The 15864-nt window shown below is 70.6% G+C and carries 17 protein-coding genes; 11 read left to right on the top strand and 6 right to left on the bottom strand.

All coding sequences use genetic code 11. The features are described from left to right. Nucleotides 1-19: 19 nt before the first annotated feature. Nucleotides 20-1015, top strand: a complete 996-nt coding sequence (locus tag AOJ26_RS15390) for a TAXI family TRAP transporter solute-binding subunit (RefSeq protein ID WP_053848843.1) — start codon at nucleotides 20-22, stop codon at nucleotides 1013-1015. Here the strand turns inward: AOJ26_RS15390 and AOJ26_RS15385 are convergent. After that, the gene (locus tag AOJ26_RS15385) at nucleotides 1005-2387 is read right to left on the bottom strand and encodes a sensor histidine kinase (protein WP_053848842.1); all 1383 of its coding nucleotides are present in this window, start codon (nucleotides 2385-2387) and stop codon (nucleotides 1005-1007) included. The two genes, AOJ26_RS15390 and AOJ26_RS15385, sit on opposite strands and share 11 nt — an antisense overlap. A gap of 212 nt (nucleotides 2388-2599) precedes the next feature. Further along, entirely contained in the window at nucleotides 2600-3286 is a 687-nt protein-coding gene (locus tag AOJ26_RS15380; protein WP_053848841.1) for a response regulator transcription factor, read from the bottom strand. A 312-nt stretch (nucleotides 3287-3598) separates the two neighbouring features. On the opposite strand from AOJ26_RS15380, the gene AOJ26_RS15375 reads away from it, so the two are divergent. The 7 genes from AOJ26_RS15375 (at nucleotide 3599) to AOJ26_RS15350 (ending at nucleotide 9540) form a co-directional block, all read left to right on the top strand. After that, complete coding sequence (locus AOJ26_RS15375) at nucleotides 3599-4375, top strand: amino acid ABC transporter ATP-binding protein (RefSeq protein ID WP_053848840.1); 777 nt, start codon at nucleotides 3599-3601, stop codon at nucleotides 4373-4375. 61 nt (nucleotides 4376-4436) lie between these two features. After that, entirely contained in the window at nucleotides 4437-5282 is an 846-nt protein-coding gene (locus tag AOJ26_RS15370; protein WP_053848839.1) for a glutamate ABC transporter substrate-binding protein, read from the top strand. 108 nt (nucleotides 5283-5390) lie between these two features. Continuing rightward, the gene (locus AOJ26_RS15365; RefSeq protein WP_053848838.1) at nucleotides 5391-6059 is read left to right on the top strand and encodes an amino acid ABC transporter permease; all 669 of its coding nucleotides are present in this window, start codon (nucleotides 5391-5393) and stop codon (nucleotides 6057-6059) included. Beyond that, the gene (locus AOJ26_RS15360; RefSeq protein ID WP_053848837.1) at nucleotides 6056-6970 is read left to right on the top strand and encodes an amino acid ABC transporter permease; all 915 of its coding nucleotides are present in this window, start codon (nucleotides 6056-6058) and stop codon (nucleotides 6968-6970) included. Before AOJ26_RS15365 ends, AOJ26_RS15360 begins: the two co-directional genes overlap by 4 nt. Nucleotides 6971-7158: 188 nt before the next feature. Then, a complete protein-coding gene (locus AOJ26_RS15355; protein WP_053848836.1) occupies nucleotides 7159-8763 on the top strand; it encodes an FAD-dependent monooxygenase in 1605 nt (534 codons plus the stop codon). Nucleotides 8764-8879: 116 nt separating this feature from the next. Then, on the top strand, nucleotides 8880-8927 hold the full coding sequence (locus AOJ26_RS45210) for a hypothetical protein (protein WP_309506048.1): 48 nt from the start codon (nucleotides 8880-8882) through the stop codon (nucleotides 8925-8927). Nucleotides 8928-9003: 76 nt separating this feature from the next. Continuing rightward, complete coding sequence (locus AOJ26_RS15350) at nucleotides 9004-9540, top strand: cysteine dioxygenase (protein ID WP_053848835.1); 537 nt, start codon at nucleotides 9004-9006, stop codon at nucleotides 9538-9540. A gap of 79 nt (nucleotides 9541-9619) precedes the next feature. Here AOJ26_RS15350 and recX read toward each other — a convergent pair whose 3' ends face one another. Beyond that, on the bottom strand, nucleotides 9620-10552 hold the full coding sequence (gene recX, locus AOJ26_RS41840; RefSeq protein WP_179200276.1) for a recombination regulator RecX: 933 nt from the start codon (nucleotides 10550-10552) through the stop codon (nucleotides 9620-9622). A 4-nt stretch (nucleotides 10553-10556) separates the two neighbouring features. Next, the gene (recA, locus tag AOJ26_RS15340) at nucleotides 10557-11681 is read right to left on the bottom strand and encodes a recombinase RecA (RefSeq protein WP_053848833.1); all 1125 of its coding nucleotides are present in this window, start codon (nucleotides 11679-11681) and stop codon (nucleotides 10557-10559) included. A gap of 344 nt (nucleotides 11682-12025) precedes the next feature. Between recA and AOJ26_RS15335 the strand changes: the two genes are divergently transcribed. Both AOJ26_RS15335 and AOJ26_RS15330 read left to right on the top strand, forming a co-directional pair. Next, entirely contained in the window at nucleotides 12026-12430 is a 405-nt protein-coding gene (locus tag AOJ26_RS15335) for a hypothetical protein (RefSeq protein ID WP_053848832.1), read from the top strand. Then, nucleotides 12430-13230: a hypothetical protein gene (locus AOJ26_RS15330; RefSeq protein WP_078959906.1), complete on the top strand. Its 801-nt coding sequence runs from the start codon at nucleotides 12430-12432 to the stop codon at nucleotides 13228-13230. The genes AOJ26_RS15335 and AOJ26_RS15330 overlap by 1 nt, the downstream gene beginning before the upstream one ends. A 13-nt stretch (nucleotides 13231-13243) precedes the next feature. Here AOJ26_RS15330 and AOJ26_RS15325 read toward each other — a convergent pair whose 3' ends face one another. Together AOJ26_RS15325 and AOJ26_RS15320 are read right to left on the bottom strand one after the other, a co-directional pair. Further along, the gene (locus tag AOJ26_RS15325) at nucleotides 13244-14506 is read right to left on the bottom strand and encodes an AI-2E family transporter (RefSeq protein WP_078959908.1); all 1263 of its coding nucleotides are present in this window, start codon (nucleotides 14504-14506) and stop codon (nucleotides 13244-13246) included. Nucleotides 14507-14620: 114 nt separating this feature from the next. Next, nucleotides 14621-14815 carry a DUF3046 domain-containing protein gene (locus AOJ26_RS15320; protein WP_053848829.1) on the bottom strand — a complete coding sequence of 65 codons (195 nt, stop codon included), beginning with the start codon at nucleotides 14813-14815 and terminating at the stop codon, nucleotides 14621-14623. An 80-nt stretch (nucleotides 14816-14895) separates the two neighbouring features. Between AOJ26_RS15320 and AOJ26_RS15315 the strand changes: the two genes are divergently transcribed. Further along, nucleotides 14896-15813, top strand: coding sequence for a hypothetical protein (locus AOJ26_RS15315; protein WP_078959905.1), 918 nt, complete (start codon nucleotides 14896-14898; stop codon nucleotides 15811-15813). Nucleotides 15814-15864 lie beyond the last annotated feature (51 nt).

Genomic DNA, 15864 nt, shown 5'->3' with positions numbered 1-15864 from the left:
CCCCTGGCAGGATCACCGCATGCCCCCGCCGTTCCCCCACCTCAGCCGCCGCCAGGCGCTCCAGACCGCGGTCGCCACCCTCGTGGCGCTCGGCCTGCTCCTGTGGTGGCTGCTTCCCCTGGGCGAGACCCCCCCGACCGGCACGATCACCTTCAGCACGGGCACGAAGGCGGGCGTCTACCAGAAGTACGGCCGGCTCCTCCGGGACGAGATCCACAAGGACATGCCGGACGTGAGGGTGAAGCTGGAGACCAGCGCGGGCTCCCAGGAGAACGTCAGACTCGTGGCGACCGGAGAAGCCGACTTCGCCATCGCCGCCGCCGACGCGGTGGAGAGCTACCAGCAGAACGGCGACCCCGGCGCCGACCAGCTCCGCGGCGTGGCCCGCCTCTACGACGATTACGTCCAGCTCGTCGTCCCCGCCGACTCGGACATCCGCACGGTGGCCGACCTGAAGGGCAAGCGCGTCTCCATCGGCGTCCCCAACTCCGGCGTACGGCTGATAGCGGACCGGGTCCTCAAGACCGCCGGCATCGACCCGGACAAGGACATCCAGCCGAGGGCTGAGGGCATCGACACCGGCCCCAAGCTCCTCGGTCACGGCCTCGACGCGTTCTTCTGGTCCGGCGGCCTGCCCACCGACGGTCTCAAGCAGCTGGCCGAACGCTCCGCGTTCCGCTTCGTCCCGATCGAACCGTCCCTCGTGGCGAAGCTGCACGCCGAGGGCGAGCCCACCCGCTACTACCGGGCCACCAACATGCCGGCGTCGGCGTACCCGTCCGTCCAGAACAACACGACCGTCCCGACGATGGCCGTCTCGAACCTGCTGATCACCCGCAAGGACATGGACCCCGAGCTCACCGAGTGGCTCACCCGGACCGTGATCAAGAGCAGGGACGGCATCGGCCGGGACGTCCACTCCGCCCAGCTGGTGGACGTGCGCACGGCGATCTACACCGACCCGGTCCCCCTCCACGACGGGGCCCGCCGCTACTACCGCTCGGTCAAGCCGTAGGACGGCTGCGCGGCACGGAGACGGTCACGACCAGCCCGTGCGGCTCGTGGTGGCCGTACGAGATCGCCCCGCCCCCCGCGGCCAGCAGGGCCCGTGAGATGGACAGTCCGAGACCGGACCCCTTGACGTTCTGGTGCCGTCCGCTGCGCCAGAACCGGTCACCGACCCGTGAGAGTTCCTCGTCGGTGAGTCCGGGTCCGCGGTCGGCGACGACGACCGTCGAGGTGTCCCCGTCCGCGGCGACGGTGACCGACACCGTCTCGCCCTCGGGCGTGAACTTGAGCGCGTTGTCGATGACGGCGTCGAGGGCGCTGGAGAGGGTGACGGGGTCGGCCCAGGCGGTGGTGGGCGGACAGCTCCCCACCAGGCGTACCCCCTTGGCCTCGGCGGTCGGCGTCCAGGCGGCGACGCGTTCGGCGGTGAGCTCCCCGATGTCGGTGACGCTCAGGTCCGCCTCGGTGTGCTCGGCGAGCGCGAGGTCGAGGAGGTCGTCGAGGACCTGGGCGAGTCGTTTGCCCTCCGCCTGCACGGAGGCGATCTCGGTGTTGCCCTCGGGCAGTTCGAAGGCGAGCAGCTCGATGCGCAGCAGCAGTGCGGCGAGCGGGTTGCGCAACTGGTGCGAGGCGTCGGCGACGAAGGCCCGCTGCTGCTCCAGCACGTCCTCGACGTTGTCCGCCATCTCGTTGAACGACTTGGCCAGGCGCCTGAGTTCGGGTGGGCCGCCCGCGACCGCCACGCGCGACTTGAGCCGCCCGGTGGCGATGTCGTGGGTGGTGGCGTCGAGGACCCGTACGGGTCTGAGCACCCAGCCGGTGAGCCGGAGCGCGGCGCCGACGGCCAGCAGCATGGCGGCGAGTTCGCCCGCGAAGATGACGAGCCAGTCGTGCAGGATCCGTGAACGCATCGGCCCGGTCGGCGAGTCGGTGACGACGACCGCGACCACGTCGCCGTCCCGGATCACCGGGGAGGCGACGACCAGCCGGCCGCGCTGCCAGGGCCACACCTGCTTGGGGTCCTGGCTGCGCCGGCTGAGCAGGGCCTCGCCGAACGCGTCGCGGACCTCGCCCTCCTTGGGGAGGAACCATCCGCCGGGCGCGGTGGCCATGGGCACATCACCGTCGTAGAAGACACCGACGCGAATGCCGTAGACCTTGTAATAGCTGGCGAGTTCGCTCTCCAGGGTCTCCAGACGCTCGTCGGAGGCGTCGGTGACGAACTGGGCGAGCGCGGCGAAGTGCGCGGTGTCGTCGATCCGGTCGACGACGACCTTCTGCTGCTGCGCGGAGGCCATCCCGATGGCGAGCGGCACGCCCAGGGCCAGGAGCACGGCGGCCATGAGGATGATGAGCAACGGAAGAAGACGTGTCCGCACGGCCCCGCCTACGCCCCGCCGCGGAGCCGCGAGCGCACCCCGCGGCCACCACGGCTCACACGGGCACCCCGAGCACCGCAGTCACCCGCGCCCACAGCCACCATCCTCACCCGACCGGAAATCTGCTCCCCCGAGCGTCGCACAGCTTCCGCCCGCGCACGGCCACCGGAACCCTCGCCCCGGCTCCCCGCACCCGTGCGAAGCCCGCCGCCTCACGCTGCCGGCGCCACCAGCCGGTACCCGACCCCCCGCACCGTCTCGATCAGCGCCGGCATGCGCAACTTGGCCCGCAGGGACGCCACATGGACCTCCAGCGTGCGCCCGGTGCCCTCCCAGCTCGTGCGCCAGACCTCGCTGATGATCTGTTCCCGCCGGAAGACCACACCGGGCCGCTGGGCGAGCAGTGCGAGGAGGTCGAACTCCTTGCGGGTGAGCTGCACGACCGTGCCGTCCACGGTGACCTGCCGGGTCGGCAGTTCGATGCGCACGGCGCCGAGGACCAGCGCCGTGTCCGCGCCGCCGGGCGCGTCCTCGTGGGCGGTGCGCCGGCTGACGGCGTGGATGCGGGCGAGGAGCTCCCCCGTGTCGTACGGCTTGACCACGTAGTCGTCGGCGCCGAGGTTCAGCCCGTGGATGCGGGAGCGGACGTCGGAGCGCGCGGTGACCATGATCACCGGAGTGCTGGTGCGCTTGCGGATCTTGCCGCACACCTCGTAGCCGTCCTGGTCGGGCAGTCCGAGGTCGAGCAGTACGACCCCGAAGCCGTCGCCCTCGGGGACGAGCGCCTGGAGGGCCTCCTCGCCGCTGCGCGCGTGCGTGACGTCGAAACCGTGCCGGGCGAGCACCGCGGACAGCGCGGCGGCCACGTGGTTGTCGTCCTCGACGAGGAGAAGTCTCACCCCGGCCCCCTTTTGACCATCGGACGTACTATCTGAATATGCAGTGAACAGGTACAAATGTGCGTACGCACGCGCGTGTGCGCACCGTGCAGTCATGCTGATGGATGAGGACGGCGTCAAGAGCGTTCCGGTTGCGCCGCCCTTCCGTTACCCGCCCGATACGCACAGCGGATGCGCACTGGTCGCAAGTGCTACGACACGTGTCCGATTGCTATCGGATCGTGATGCTCAGATTCCCCTCAAGACTAATGACGCTGGTCGCGTGGGGTCACTACTGTCCTCCGAAACCGAGGAGGACGGAGCCAGAGAGCGATGACCGAAGTATCGGTGGCCAAGGAAGATGTGGCCGCGACCGGCGAACTGGTCGTCCTGAAGAGCGTCAACAAGCACTTCGGCGCGTTGCACGTACTCCAGGACATCGACCTGACGATCGCCCGCGGCGAGGTCGTCGTGGTCATCGGACCCTCCGGGTCCGGGAAGTCCACCCTGTGCCGCACCATCAACCGCCTGGAGACGATCGACACGGGTTCGATCGCCATCGACGGCAAGCCGCTGCCCCAGGAGGGCAAGGAACTGGCCCGGCTGCGCGCCGACGTCGGCATGGTCTTCCAGTCCTTCAACCTCTTCGCGCACAAGACCGTGCTCGAGAACGTGATGCTGGGCCAGATCAAGGTCCGCAAGGCCGACAAGAAGAAGGCCGAGGAGAAGGCGCGCTCCCTGCTCGACCGGGTCGGTGTCGCCACCCAGGCGGACAAGTACCCCGCCCAGTTGTCCGGCGGTCAGCAGCAGCGTGTCGCCATCGCCCGGGCGCTGGCGATGGACCCGAAGGTCATGCTCTTCGACGAGCCCACGTCGGCGCTCGACCCTGAGATGATCAACGAGGTGCTGGAGGTCATGCAGCAGCTCGCCCGCGACGGCATGACAATGATCGTCGTCACGCACGAGATGGGTTTCGCACGATCGGCCGCAAACCGCGTGGTGTTCATGGCGGACGGACGGATCGTCGAGGAGGCTGCGCCCGACCAGTTCTTCAGCAACCCGCGCAGCGACCGCGCCAAGGACTTCCTGTCGAAGATCCTGCACCACTGACGTGCCACCCGGATCGACCACCGACGGCTCTCGCTCTCTTCACCACCAAAGGATGTTCACCATGAAGCTCCGCAAGGTCACCGCCGCCTCGGCCGCCGTCCTCGCCCTCGCCCTGTCCGCGACCGCCTGCGGCGGCGACAGCAAGGACGACAGCTCCGGCTCGGGCTCCGGCGGTGGCGGCAAGATCAAGATCGGTATCAAGTACGACCAGCCCGGCCTCGGCCTGAAGGAGCCCGACGGTTCCTTCTCCGGCTTCGACGTGGACGTGGCGACGTACGTGGCCAAGGAGCTCGGCTACAAGCCCGACCAGATCGAGTTCGTCGAGACCAAGAGCGCCGACCGTGAGAACGCGCTCGCCCGCGGCGACGTGAAGATCATCGCGGCCACCTACTCGATCACCGACGAGCGCAAGCAGAAGGTCGACTTCGCCGGCCCGTACCTGCTGGCCCACCAGGACCTGCTGGTCAAGAAGGACTCCAAGATCAGCGAGGCCACGGACCTCAACGGCGAGAAGCTGTGCTCCGTGACCGGCTCGACCTCGGCCCAGAACGTCAAGGACGACTTCGCCCCGAAGGCCCAGCTCAAGCAGTACGGCGGCTACTCGGAGTGCATCGCCGGCCTCCAGAGCGGCGCCGTGGACGCGGTGACCACGGACGACTCGATCCTCGCGGGCTTCGCCTCCCAGGACAAGTACAAGGGCCAGTTCAAGCTCGCCGGCCTCAAGCTGAGCAACGAGAACTACGGCATCGGCGTGAAGAAGGGCGACACGGCGACCGTCAACAAGGTCAACGCCGCCCTCGAGAAGATGGTCAGCGACGGCTCCTGGCAGAAGGCGGTCGACGCGAACTTCGGCCCGGCCGGCTACAAGAACGAGCCGGCCCCGAAGATCGGCACCATCGTCAAGTAACGCAGGGACCCACCGGCGCGCCGCCGCCCGCCGCGATCAGGGCGGCGGCGCGCCGCGCCCGTCCACGTACGCCCCACACACGCCACACACCCGGAAGCGCGGGAGATCGTGTTCGACTTTCTAGAAGGTTATGACGTCCTCGGGGCGTTCTGGATGACGGTGAAACTCACCGCCCTGTCCGCTGTCGGCTCCCTGATCTGGGGCACCGTACTGGCCGCCATGCGGGTCAGCCCGGTCCCCCTGATGCGCGGATTCGGCACCGCCTACGTCAACATCGTCCGGAACATCCCCCTGACGGTCATCATCGTCTTCACCTCGCTCGGCCTCGCCGACATCTTCGGGGTGACGATGGGCGCGGCGGACAACTTCGACGTCCAGGGCTTCCGGCTGGCGGTGCTCGGGTTCATCGCCTACACGGCCGCGTTCGTCTGCGAAGCGATCCGCTCCGGCATCAACACGGTGCCGCTCGGCCAGGCCGAGGCGGCCCGCGCGATCGGCCTCAACTTCAGCCAGACCCTGCGTCTCATCGTGCTTCCGCAGGCCTTCCGCGCGGTCATCAACCCGCTGGCCAACGTGCTGATCGCGCTGACCAAGAACACCACCGTGGCCGCCGCGATCGGTGTGGCCGAGGCCGCCCTCCTGATGAAGGAAATGATCGAGAACGAGGCCCAGACGCTCGCCATCGGCGCGGTCTTCGCGCTCGGCTTCGTGGTACTGACCCTGCCGACCGGCCTCCTCCTCGGCTGGCTCGCCAAGCGACTGGCGGTGAAGCGATGAGTTCGGTCCTCTACGACACTCCGGGACCCCGCGCGAAACGGCGCAACGTCCTCCTGTCCGTCGCCTTCACCCTGCTGCTGCTCCTGCTGCTGTGGTGGGTGTGGCAGAAGATGGACGACAAGAACCAGCTGGAGTGGAACCTCTGGGAGCCCTTCACCACCAGTGAGGCCTGGACGACCTACCTGTTTCCCGGTCTCGGCAACACCCTCAAGGCCGCGGCGATCTCCATGGTCATCGCCCTTCCGCTGGGCGCGGTCTTCGGCATCGCCCGCATGTCCGACCACGCCTGGGTCAGGGGCGCCGCCGGCACGGTGGTCGAGTTCTTCCGGGCCATCCCGGTGCTGCTGCTGATGCTGTTCGCCAACGAGTTCTACGTCCGCTCCACGGACATCTCCAGCGAGCAGCGCCCCCTGTACGCCGTCGTCACCGGTCTGGTGCTCTACAACGCCTCGGTGCTCGCCGAGGTCGTCCGGGCCGGCATCCTCTCGCTGCCCAAGGGACAGACGGAGGCGGCCTACGCGGTCGGCCTGCGCAAGGGCCAGACCATGACCAGCATCCTGCTGCCGCAGGCGGTCACGGCGATGCTGCCGGCGATCGTCAGCCAGCTCGTCGTCATCGTGAAGGACACCGCGCTGGGCGGTGTGATGCTCGGCTTCACCGAGCTGCTCAACGCGCGCCAGACCCTGGCCGCCAACTACGCCAACGTCATCCCGAGCTTCATCGTCGTGGCGATCGTGTACATCATCGTGAACTTCCTCCTCACCAGTTTCGCGAGCTGGCTGGAGCAGCGGCTGCGGCGCAGCAAGAAGAGCACGGGGGCGGTGTTGGGCGAGGACACGGTGGAGGTCAACCCGGCCGCGGTGCGCGGCACCTACGGGACCGGCGAGAACACCGGTGGCGGCGCGTTCTGACAGTCGGTCAAGTGGCATGAACCGGGTATGACACCGACACGGAGGCAGTGGCATGATCGCCACTGCCTCCGTCACTTGACGCAAGCACCGGCAATGGGTTGCATACGTTCTGTGATCGTGCACCCTGCTCCAACCTCCTGTTCACCCACGTTCCTGAGGACTCCGCCGCGGGCAGGAGGCGCCGCGTCGTGGACCCGGTGATCATCGTCGGAGCGGGGCCCGTCGGGCTCACGCTCGCCCTGGCGCTGGCGCGTCAGGAGGTCCCCTCCGTGGTCCTCGACGAGGGCCCCGGCAAGGACGAACCCCGCCTGGCCCGCACCGTCGTACTGCACGAGGACACCGCCGCCCTCATGGCCCGGCTGACCGGGGTGCCGGTCAGCGAGCTGGGTGTGCACTGGGCCGGATGGCGGTCGATGCGCCGCAAGCAGGTGATGCGCGAGGTCGACTTCGAGGAGGCCGGGGACGCGCCCCTGCACCTCGCCCAGCACGTCCTGACCGGCGCCCTGCGCACCGCCCTCGCCGGGGAGCAGCTGGTCAGGCTCGTCCCGGACAGCCGTCTCGACACCGTCGAGCAGGAACGCTCGGGCGTCACGGCCCACACCCGCGGCCCCAAGGGCACATGGTGGCGCGGGAGTTACCTGGTCGGCTGCGACGGCTCGCGCTCCACCGTGCGCAAGCTGGAGGACATCCGCTTCCCGGGCCGTACGGCCGTGGAACGCCACGCCGTCGCCGCCCTGCGCGCGGAACTCCCCTGGGAGGACCGGGCGTTGCTGCACCGGATGCCGCCGTGGCGGACCTCGGGACCGTCGGCCGGGGAGATCACCGCCCGCCCGCTCCCCGAGGGCGTGTGGCGCCTGGACTGGCTGCTGCCGCCGGGCAAGGACCTGGTCACCCCCGAGCTCCTGGTGTCCCGCGTCCGGGAGACCCTGGCGGGCTGGACGGGCGGCTCGACACCGCCGTACGAACTCCTCGACACCGGAGTGCACACCGTGCACCACCGGCTGGCCCGCCGCTGGCGCGCCGGCCGGGTCTTCCTCGCCGGGGACGCGGCGCACTGTCTGGGGGCGCTCGGCACGCAGGGGCTCGACGAGGGCCTCAGGGACGCCGACAACCTCGCCTGGAAACTGGCCCTGGCCTGGCACCACGGCCCGCACGAGGCGCTTCTCGACAGCTACCAGGCCGAGCGGCGCGCGGTCGTCGCCGGGCGGCTGCGCGCCGCCGACCAGGCGCTGCCGCTGCTGCGCGGCGGCGGAGGCCTGCGCTCGGTCGTCCCCGGCTCGGCCCGCGGCCACGACGCGCTGCTCACGGACGGTCACCTGGGGCGCGGCCCGCTCGGCGCGCCGGGGTCGTACGCCGACTCACCCCTCGCGCCCCGGCACCTCGAAGGGGAGGTGCCCGTCGACACACTCCCGGGGTCGTCGGTCACGGATGTGCGGGTCACCGCCGAGGACGGCTCGTTCGTACGTCTGCGCGACCGGCTCGGCCGGGGCGCGCTGCTCGTCGTCCTGATCGCACCGGGCACCGGGGTGTGGGAGCGCAAGCACTGGGTGACCGCGGGAATCATGCCCCGTCTGGCCGCGGCGGTGAGCGCGCTGCCGCACTCCGCCGAACTCCTGGTCGCCGAGGAGTACCCGGGCGCGGCCCCGCACACGGTCCTTCTCGTACGCCCCGACGGGCACCTCGTCACGGCACTGGGCGGAGTCCGCCCGGCCGATCTGTACTCGGCGGCCGAGACGGCACTCGGCGGCCCTCCGACGAAGACCGAGGCGAACGCGGGGGCCGCGTCGCGTTGACATGCTCGCTGTCACTGTGCGTCCACATAGTGACAGCGAGTTGAAACCGCCGTGGGGGCCGTGGTGTACTCCGGATCGTGACCGACACCTGTGTGCGCCTGTGGCGGAGGGTCCATATGGACCTCGTCCGCTATGCGGGCTGCGTGTGTCGCCCGTCCTGCTGAATTCGCCTCTTCTTCCCCCCGCGTGCCGCGCCTGTGCGACGGCACGCTGTCGCGAACTCTTCTCAGGACGGTACCCGTGTCTGTCTCCCCCGCCCTTCCCGCGGTCTCCGCCACCGTCGCGCCGCCCACCCAGGCCGAACTCCTCGACTTCGTACGGCGCACCGCCGCCGACACCGAGCTGATCGACTCGCTTCCGCTCGACCCCGAAGGCCGCACCTGGGTGCGTCTGGAGGGGCCCGGCGGCAGCGAGGCCTGGCTGATCGGCTGGCCGCCCGGCACCGGCACCGGCTGGCACGACCACGCCGAGTCGGTCGGCGCCTTCATCACCGCGGCCGGTGAGCTCAGGGAGAACTCCCTCGCCGCCCGGCTGCCGGCCGACGGCTGGAAGACCCTGGAACTCTCCGACGACGTGGACCGCGAGCGGCGACTGCCGGCCGGCAAGGGCCGTTCCTTCGGGCAGCACCACGTCCACGAGGTCCTCAACGAGTCCACCGAGGTCCACGCGATCTCCGTGCACGCCTACTACCCGCCCCTCCCCCAGATCCGCCGTTACAGCCGCACGGGCCCGATCCTGCGGCTGGAGCACGTGGAGCGTCCGGAGGACTGGCAGTGAGCACGTGAGCACGCGAACGCCAGCGGGCTGCTCGTAGGGGGAGCCCGGGCTCCCGGGTGGCTCACGGGGACTCCCCGTGTCAGAACCCCTCGTCCCCCAGGAACTCCGTCTCCTCCCCCTCCTTCTCCAGCGCCTGCCGGACCACCCGCAGGGCCATCCCCTCGGAGTAGCCCTTGCGGGCGAGCATGCCGGCGAGGCGGCGCAGTCGCTTGTCGCGGTCGAGGCCTCGCGTCGCGCGCAGCTTGCGGTCGACGAGCTCGCGGGCCGTCGCCTCCTCCTGCTCGGAGTCGAGCTGCGAGACGGCCGCGTCGATCAGCGTGGAGTCGACACCCTTGGTGCGCAGCTCCTGGGCGAGCGCCCGCCGGGCAAGTCCCCGGCCGTGGTGCCGGGACTCCACCCAGGCGTCCGCGAACGCGCTGTCGTTGATCAGCCCGACCTCCTCGAACCGCGACAGCACCTCCTCGGCGGCCTCGTCCGGGATCTCCCGCTTGCGCAGGGCGTCGGCGAGCTGCTTGCGCGTGCGCGGGGTCCCGGTGAGCAGGCGCAGACAGATCGCCCGCGCCCGCTCCACCGGGTCCGCCGGAGGCTCCCCCTTCTCGGCCCTCGACAAGGAGGGGCCGCCTCCGTCCTCGCCGGGCGGTTCCCCGAAGCCGCGCCGGCGCTGCCGACGCCCCCGGGAGCCGCCCGTGCCGGGTGCTCCACCGCCTCGACGCGAGCTCCGGCCGAACGGCCCGCCACCGGACTCGTCGCCGCTCGGCCCACCGTCGCCGTACGTACCCCCGTCACTGTGGGAACGACCGCCGCGGTGGGACGGACCGGCGCCGTACGGGAAGTCGTCGCCGACCGCCCCTTCGCCGCCGTACGACACCGCACGGCTGTGCCCCCCGTCCGCTCCATGCCCCGTACCGTCGCCGAACCCTTCGCCGATCGGCCCGGCAGAACCCCCGTCGCCTTGCGCGCCCCGCCCTCGCGGAGCGTCCTCGTACTCGGCCCAGTCGGTTCGCCGTGTCACGGGATCAGCTCTTGGCCGCCGGAGCCTTGGCCTTCGTCGCCTTGGTGGCCGCCGGTGCCGGCACCTTCGCGGTGTCGTCCGCGGCAGCGGTCACCGCGGCGTCCGCTCCCGGCTCCGCGGCGGGCTCCTCGGGACGCACGCCGACGCCCAGCTTCTCCTTGATCTTCTTCTCGATCTCGTTGGCCAGGTCGGGGTTGTCCTTCAGGAAGTTGCGCGCGTTCTCCTTGCCCTGGCCGAGCTGGTCGCCCTCGTACGTGTACCAGGCGCCGGCCTTGCGGACGAAGCCGTGCTCCACGCCCATGTCGATCAGACCGCCCTCGCGGCTGATGCCCTGGCCGTAGAGGATGTCGAACTCGGCCTGCTTGAAGGGCGGTGCGACCTTGTTCTTGACGACCTTGACCCGGGTGCGGTTGCCGACCGCGTCGGTGCCGTCCTTCAGGGTCTCGATGCGGCGGATGTCCATGCGCACCGAGGCGTAGAACTTCAGCGCCCGGCCACCGGTCGTGGTCTCGGGGGAGCCGAACATCACGCCGATCTTCTCGCGGAGCTGGTTGATGAAGATGGCGGTGGTCTTGGACTGGTTGAGCGCGCTGGTGATCTTCCGCAGTGCCTGGCTCATCAGACGGGCCTGCAGACCCACGTGGCTGTCGCCCATCTCGCCCTCGATCTCCGCGCGCGGGACGAGGGCCGCGACGGAGTCGATGACGATGAGGTCGAGGGCGCCGGAGCGGACCAGCATGTCCACGATCTCCAGAGCCTGCTCGCCGTTGTCCGGCTGGGACAGGATCAGGTTGTCGACGTCGACGCCGAGCTTGCGCGCGTACTCGGGGTCGAGGGCGTGCTCCGCGTCCACGAAGGCCACCTGGCCGCCGGCCCGCTGTGCGTTGGCCACCGCGTGCAGGGTCAGGGTCGTCTTGCCGGAGGACTCCGGTCCGTACACCTCCACCACTCGGCCGCGCGGGATGCCGCCGACGCCGAGCGCGACGTCGAGCGCGGTCGACCCGGTGGGGATGACCTCGATGGGCTCGTTCGGCCGCTCGCCCATGCGCATGACCGCGCCCTTGCCGAACTGCCGTTCAATCTGTGCGAGCGCGGCGTCGAGCGCCTTCTCGCGGTCGGTTCCTGCCATGGGTTCCACCCGATTTGCTTGAGTCGATCGCTTCACGTCAAAGACGCTAACGCCTGCCACTGACAATGCGCCCCGACGCCCGTCCGGCCTGTGGATAACTCGGGTACTTCTCCATGCAAACCATGTCGAAACACCCGCCGTCCGCTTCGCCGGAGCCTCCATATGAATGGATGTTCGATTTTCGTGTCAAGCGCACCACGCGGCACCCGGGACACTTCCTCCGGCCCTTCTCCGGCGGGCTGAGCCCCCACTCCTCCACCCTCCTCCGGCTACTTCCCACGGCGTACTTCGGGTGCCTTCGGCGGTACGACGACCGGACGGGCCGTTCTCGCGAGCCTTGTGCCATGGAGACCCCGACGAGCACCCGAGAAGCGATCCCGACCGTCCACCGGCACCGCGGCGGGACGGCGCGTCCCCCCGCCGTGATCGCCCCCCTGCCCGCGCTCCTCCTGCCGGCCGCGTCCGTCGCGGGCCGGATCGCCGCCGGCGCGGAGTACCCGGCCGTACCGCCCGGACTCGTCATCCCGCTCGTGGCGGCGGCCCTGCTCCTGTGGCGCGTCAACGGCTGGACGACCGGCCTCGCCCTCGGGGCCGGCCTGTTCATCGGGGTGGGCGCGATCCTGACCCCGGACACCGGCGGCCATCTCTCCTCGGGGGACACCGCGCTCATCGCCTCGACCGCCGCCCTCACCGCCCTGGTGATCGCCGGAGCCGCGGCCCGCCTGGCCCGGAAGGCGGCGCGGGCCTGATGGAACCGACCCTGACGAGTGCCTCCGCAGTGCCCGCCCGAACGCCGGCACCGCATGCCGCCAGCGCCAGCCGCGTGGAGCGCCTCTGTCACGCGACCGGTCTCCTCCTGGTCCTCTCCGGGCTCGCGCACCTGGTGGTGTTCGCGGTGGACGGCGGCCCATGGGACGGGCCGGTCTCCTGGCGCAAGCCGGTGACGTTCGGGGTGTCCTTCGGCGTGACCCTGATCGCGGTCGCCTGGGTCACGTCGTACCTGCGGGTCGGCCCGCGGTCACGGGCCCTGCTCCTCGCGGTGTTCGCGGTGGACTGCGTGGTGGAGGTGGGCGGCATCACCCTCCAGGCGTGGCGCGGGGTGCCCTCCCACCTCGACATGGAGACACCCTTCGACACGGCCGTGTCCATGACGCTCGCGGTGGGCGGCGGCGTCCTGGTGGTGCTGCTGACGGTGTTCGCGGTGGCCTCCTTCCGCCACCGGCCGTCGGGTCCGGCGGGGATGGACCTCGCGGTGCGGTCCGGGTTCGCGATCCTGCTGGTGGCGCTCGCCTCGGGTGCCGCGATGATCGCGCGCGGTGTCGTCCTCACCCGTACCGGCCACCAGGAGGCGGCCTACCACTCGACCGCCCCGCTCAAGCCGCTGCACGGCGTGAGCCTGCACGCCGTCCTGGTCCTGCCCGCACTGGCCTGGCTGCTGTCGCGGACGTCCTGGAGCGAACCCCTGCGGCGACGGATCCTGCACGCGGCGATCGGCTCCTACGTCACGGCCGTCATCGGCGCCGGAGTGTGGGCCGCACTCGCCCACTGAACCCGGCGGGGCCTCAGGACGAGCCGTCGCCGTCGGTGGTGTTGTGCCGTGTCTCCGGCCGCCGCCGCTCCCACAGCGCACGCACGCGCGTGACCGGTGAGGGCCCCTCGCCCCGCTTCCGGTGCCCGTGGACCCGAGGGTCGTCGGTGACGGCGTACCGCTTCACGTACGCGCCGAGGAACGCCTGGAGCGTGGCGACCGCCGGAATGGCGATCAGGGCACCGACCGCGCCCAGGAGGGCGGTGCCCGCGATGACCGAGCCGAAGGCGACGGCGGGGTGGATGTCGACGGTCTTCGAGGTCAGCTTGGGCTGGAGCACGTAGTTCTCGAACTGCTGGTAGATCACCACGAAGACCAGCACCCACAGCGCGTACCACGGGTCGACGGTGAAGGCGATCAGCATGGGCAGGGCGCCCGCGAGATAGGTGCCGATGGTCGGGATGAACTGCGAGACCAGGCCGACCCACACGGCGAGCACGGGCGCGTACGGCACGTCGAGGGCCTGGAGCAGGATGAAGTGCGCGACCCCGGAGACGAGCGCCATCAGACCGCGCGAGTAGAGGTAGCCGCCGGTCTTGTCCACGGCGAGCTCCCACGCGCGCAGCACCTCGGCCTGGCGGGCGGGCGGCAGGACGGAGCAGACCGTGCGCCGCAGCCGGGGGCCGTCCGCCGCGAAGTAGAACGAGAACAGCGCGATCGTCAGGAGCTGGAAGAGCCCGCCGAGGACCTGGGCGGAGACGTCCAGGACGCCGGTGGCGCTGTTCTGCACGTAGTTGCGCAGCCAGTCGGAGCGCAGCAGCCCCTCCTGGACGTCCACCCGCTTCAGCTCGGTGTGGAAGTGCCCGTTGATCCAGGCGATGACGGAGTCGAGGTAGTCGGGGAAGTCCTCGACGATCTTGATGATCTGACCCGCGAGCATCGACCCGAGCAGCGTGACGAAGCCGGCCGTCACGATCAGCACGCCGAAGAAGACGAGGAAGGCGGCGAGCCCCCTGCGCATGCCCCGCGCGGCCATCTTGCTCACCGCGGGCTCGATGGCCAGGGCCAGGAAGAACGCGATGAGGATGTTGATCAGCAGGCCGATGAGCTGGTGGAAGGCCCAACTGCCGAGCTGGAAAACGGCGATGAGCGCGAGCGCGAGCACCATGGCACGCGGCAGCCAGCGCGGCATGCGGGCGTCCGGCCCGGCGCCGTCGGCCGGGGGCCGGGTGGGGGGCGTCGTGCCGAGCGGAGATGCGTGCTGGGCTGCCTGCCCGGAGTCGTCAGTGGGTGCCACGGAGCAAGTCTCGCCCACGCCACCGACAATGGCTGCCGTCCTGCGATCTTCGTGACCGGTCGGTGCCACTTTCGTAAGATCTTCCCGCCCGGCAGTTCACGCGTCCACCCGGTCTCAGTGCCGCTCGCCCGGAACGTCCATCACGGTGCAGACCACGCGCCACACGTCCTTGGCGTCCCAGCCCGCGTCCAGCGCCTCGTGCACCGTGCGCCCGCCGAGCTCCGTCATCACATGATCGCGCGCGAAGGTGTCGGCGTACCCCGGACCGAAGTGTTCCGCCATCCGCTGCCAGAAGACCGTCAACCGCATGACTCCAGTATCCCGCCCCTGAGGGTGGGCCTCGCCCGGGACCGCTTGCCGAGACCGCTTTCCGCCCTACGGTCTGACGCATGCCCGAAACAGGAGCTTCCCCACTCCCCCAGACGCCACCGGCGCACTCCCCGCTCTTCCGCGCCGAGCACTTCGTCTGGCTCACCGCGCGTGTGCTGGAACAGCGTCTGTTCGCGTACCTCTTCCTCAACGGCGGCCCCGACCCGGTGGAGACGGCCCTGGACGCCTACCGCAACGCGGACGGCGGATACGGCCACGCCCTGGACCCCGATCTGCGCGGCCCGGTCAGCCAGCCCCTGCACACCGCTCACGCCCTGCGGGTCCTGGACGCCGTCGGTCGCTGCGGCGGACAGCGTGTGGAGCGCGTGTGCCGCTATCTCACCTCGGTGTCCACCCCGGAGGGCGCCCTCCCAGCCGTCACTCCGGCCCAGCGCGGCTATCCCACCGCCCCCTTCATGAAGGTCCTGGACGCCCCGCCCGGCGAGCTGCTCACCACCGGTCCCGTGGTCGGTCTGCTGCACCGCAACGAGGTGTGGCACGCCTGGCTGTTCCGGGCCACCGACTTCTGCTGGCAGGCCGTGGAGTCCCTCCAGGCGCCCCACCCGGACGAGATCCAGGCCGCCCTGGCCTTCCTGGACTCCGCCCCCGACCGCCCGCGCGCGCAGGCGACCGCCGACCGTCTGGGCCGCCTGGTGCGCGAACAGCGTCTGGCCGCGCTGGACCCCTCGAACCCGACCCCGGGCGCGCACCACTTCCCGCACGACTACGCGAGGACACCGGACTCGCTCGCGCGCGTGTGGTTCACGGACGCCGAGATGTCCCGTTCCCTGGACTTCCTCGCGACCGAACAGCAGGAGGACGGCGGCTGGCCGACCCCCGGCCACCCGTGGGCACCCACCACCGCCCTGGAGGCCCGCCCCCTGGCAACCATCAGGGCCCTGCAGACCCTCCGCGCCCACGGCCGCGAAGTGGGCTGAACCGGTAGCCGCGTACGGCGGTGAGGGGACGGGGTGGGGGGTGGCCGCCCG

The sequence above is a fragment of the Streptomyces sp. NRRL B-24085 genome (genome assembly GCF_001282115.1).
Classification (GTDB): domain Bacteria; phylum Actinomycetota; class Actinomycetes; order Streptomycetales; family Streptomycetaceae; genus Streptomyces.
The sequence above is the reverse complement of the archived record's forward strand: the minus strand, read 5'-3'. Positions and strand labels throughout refer to the sequence as shown.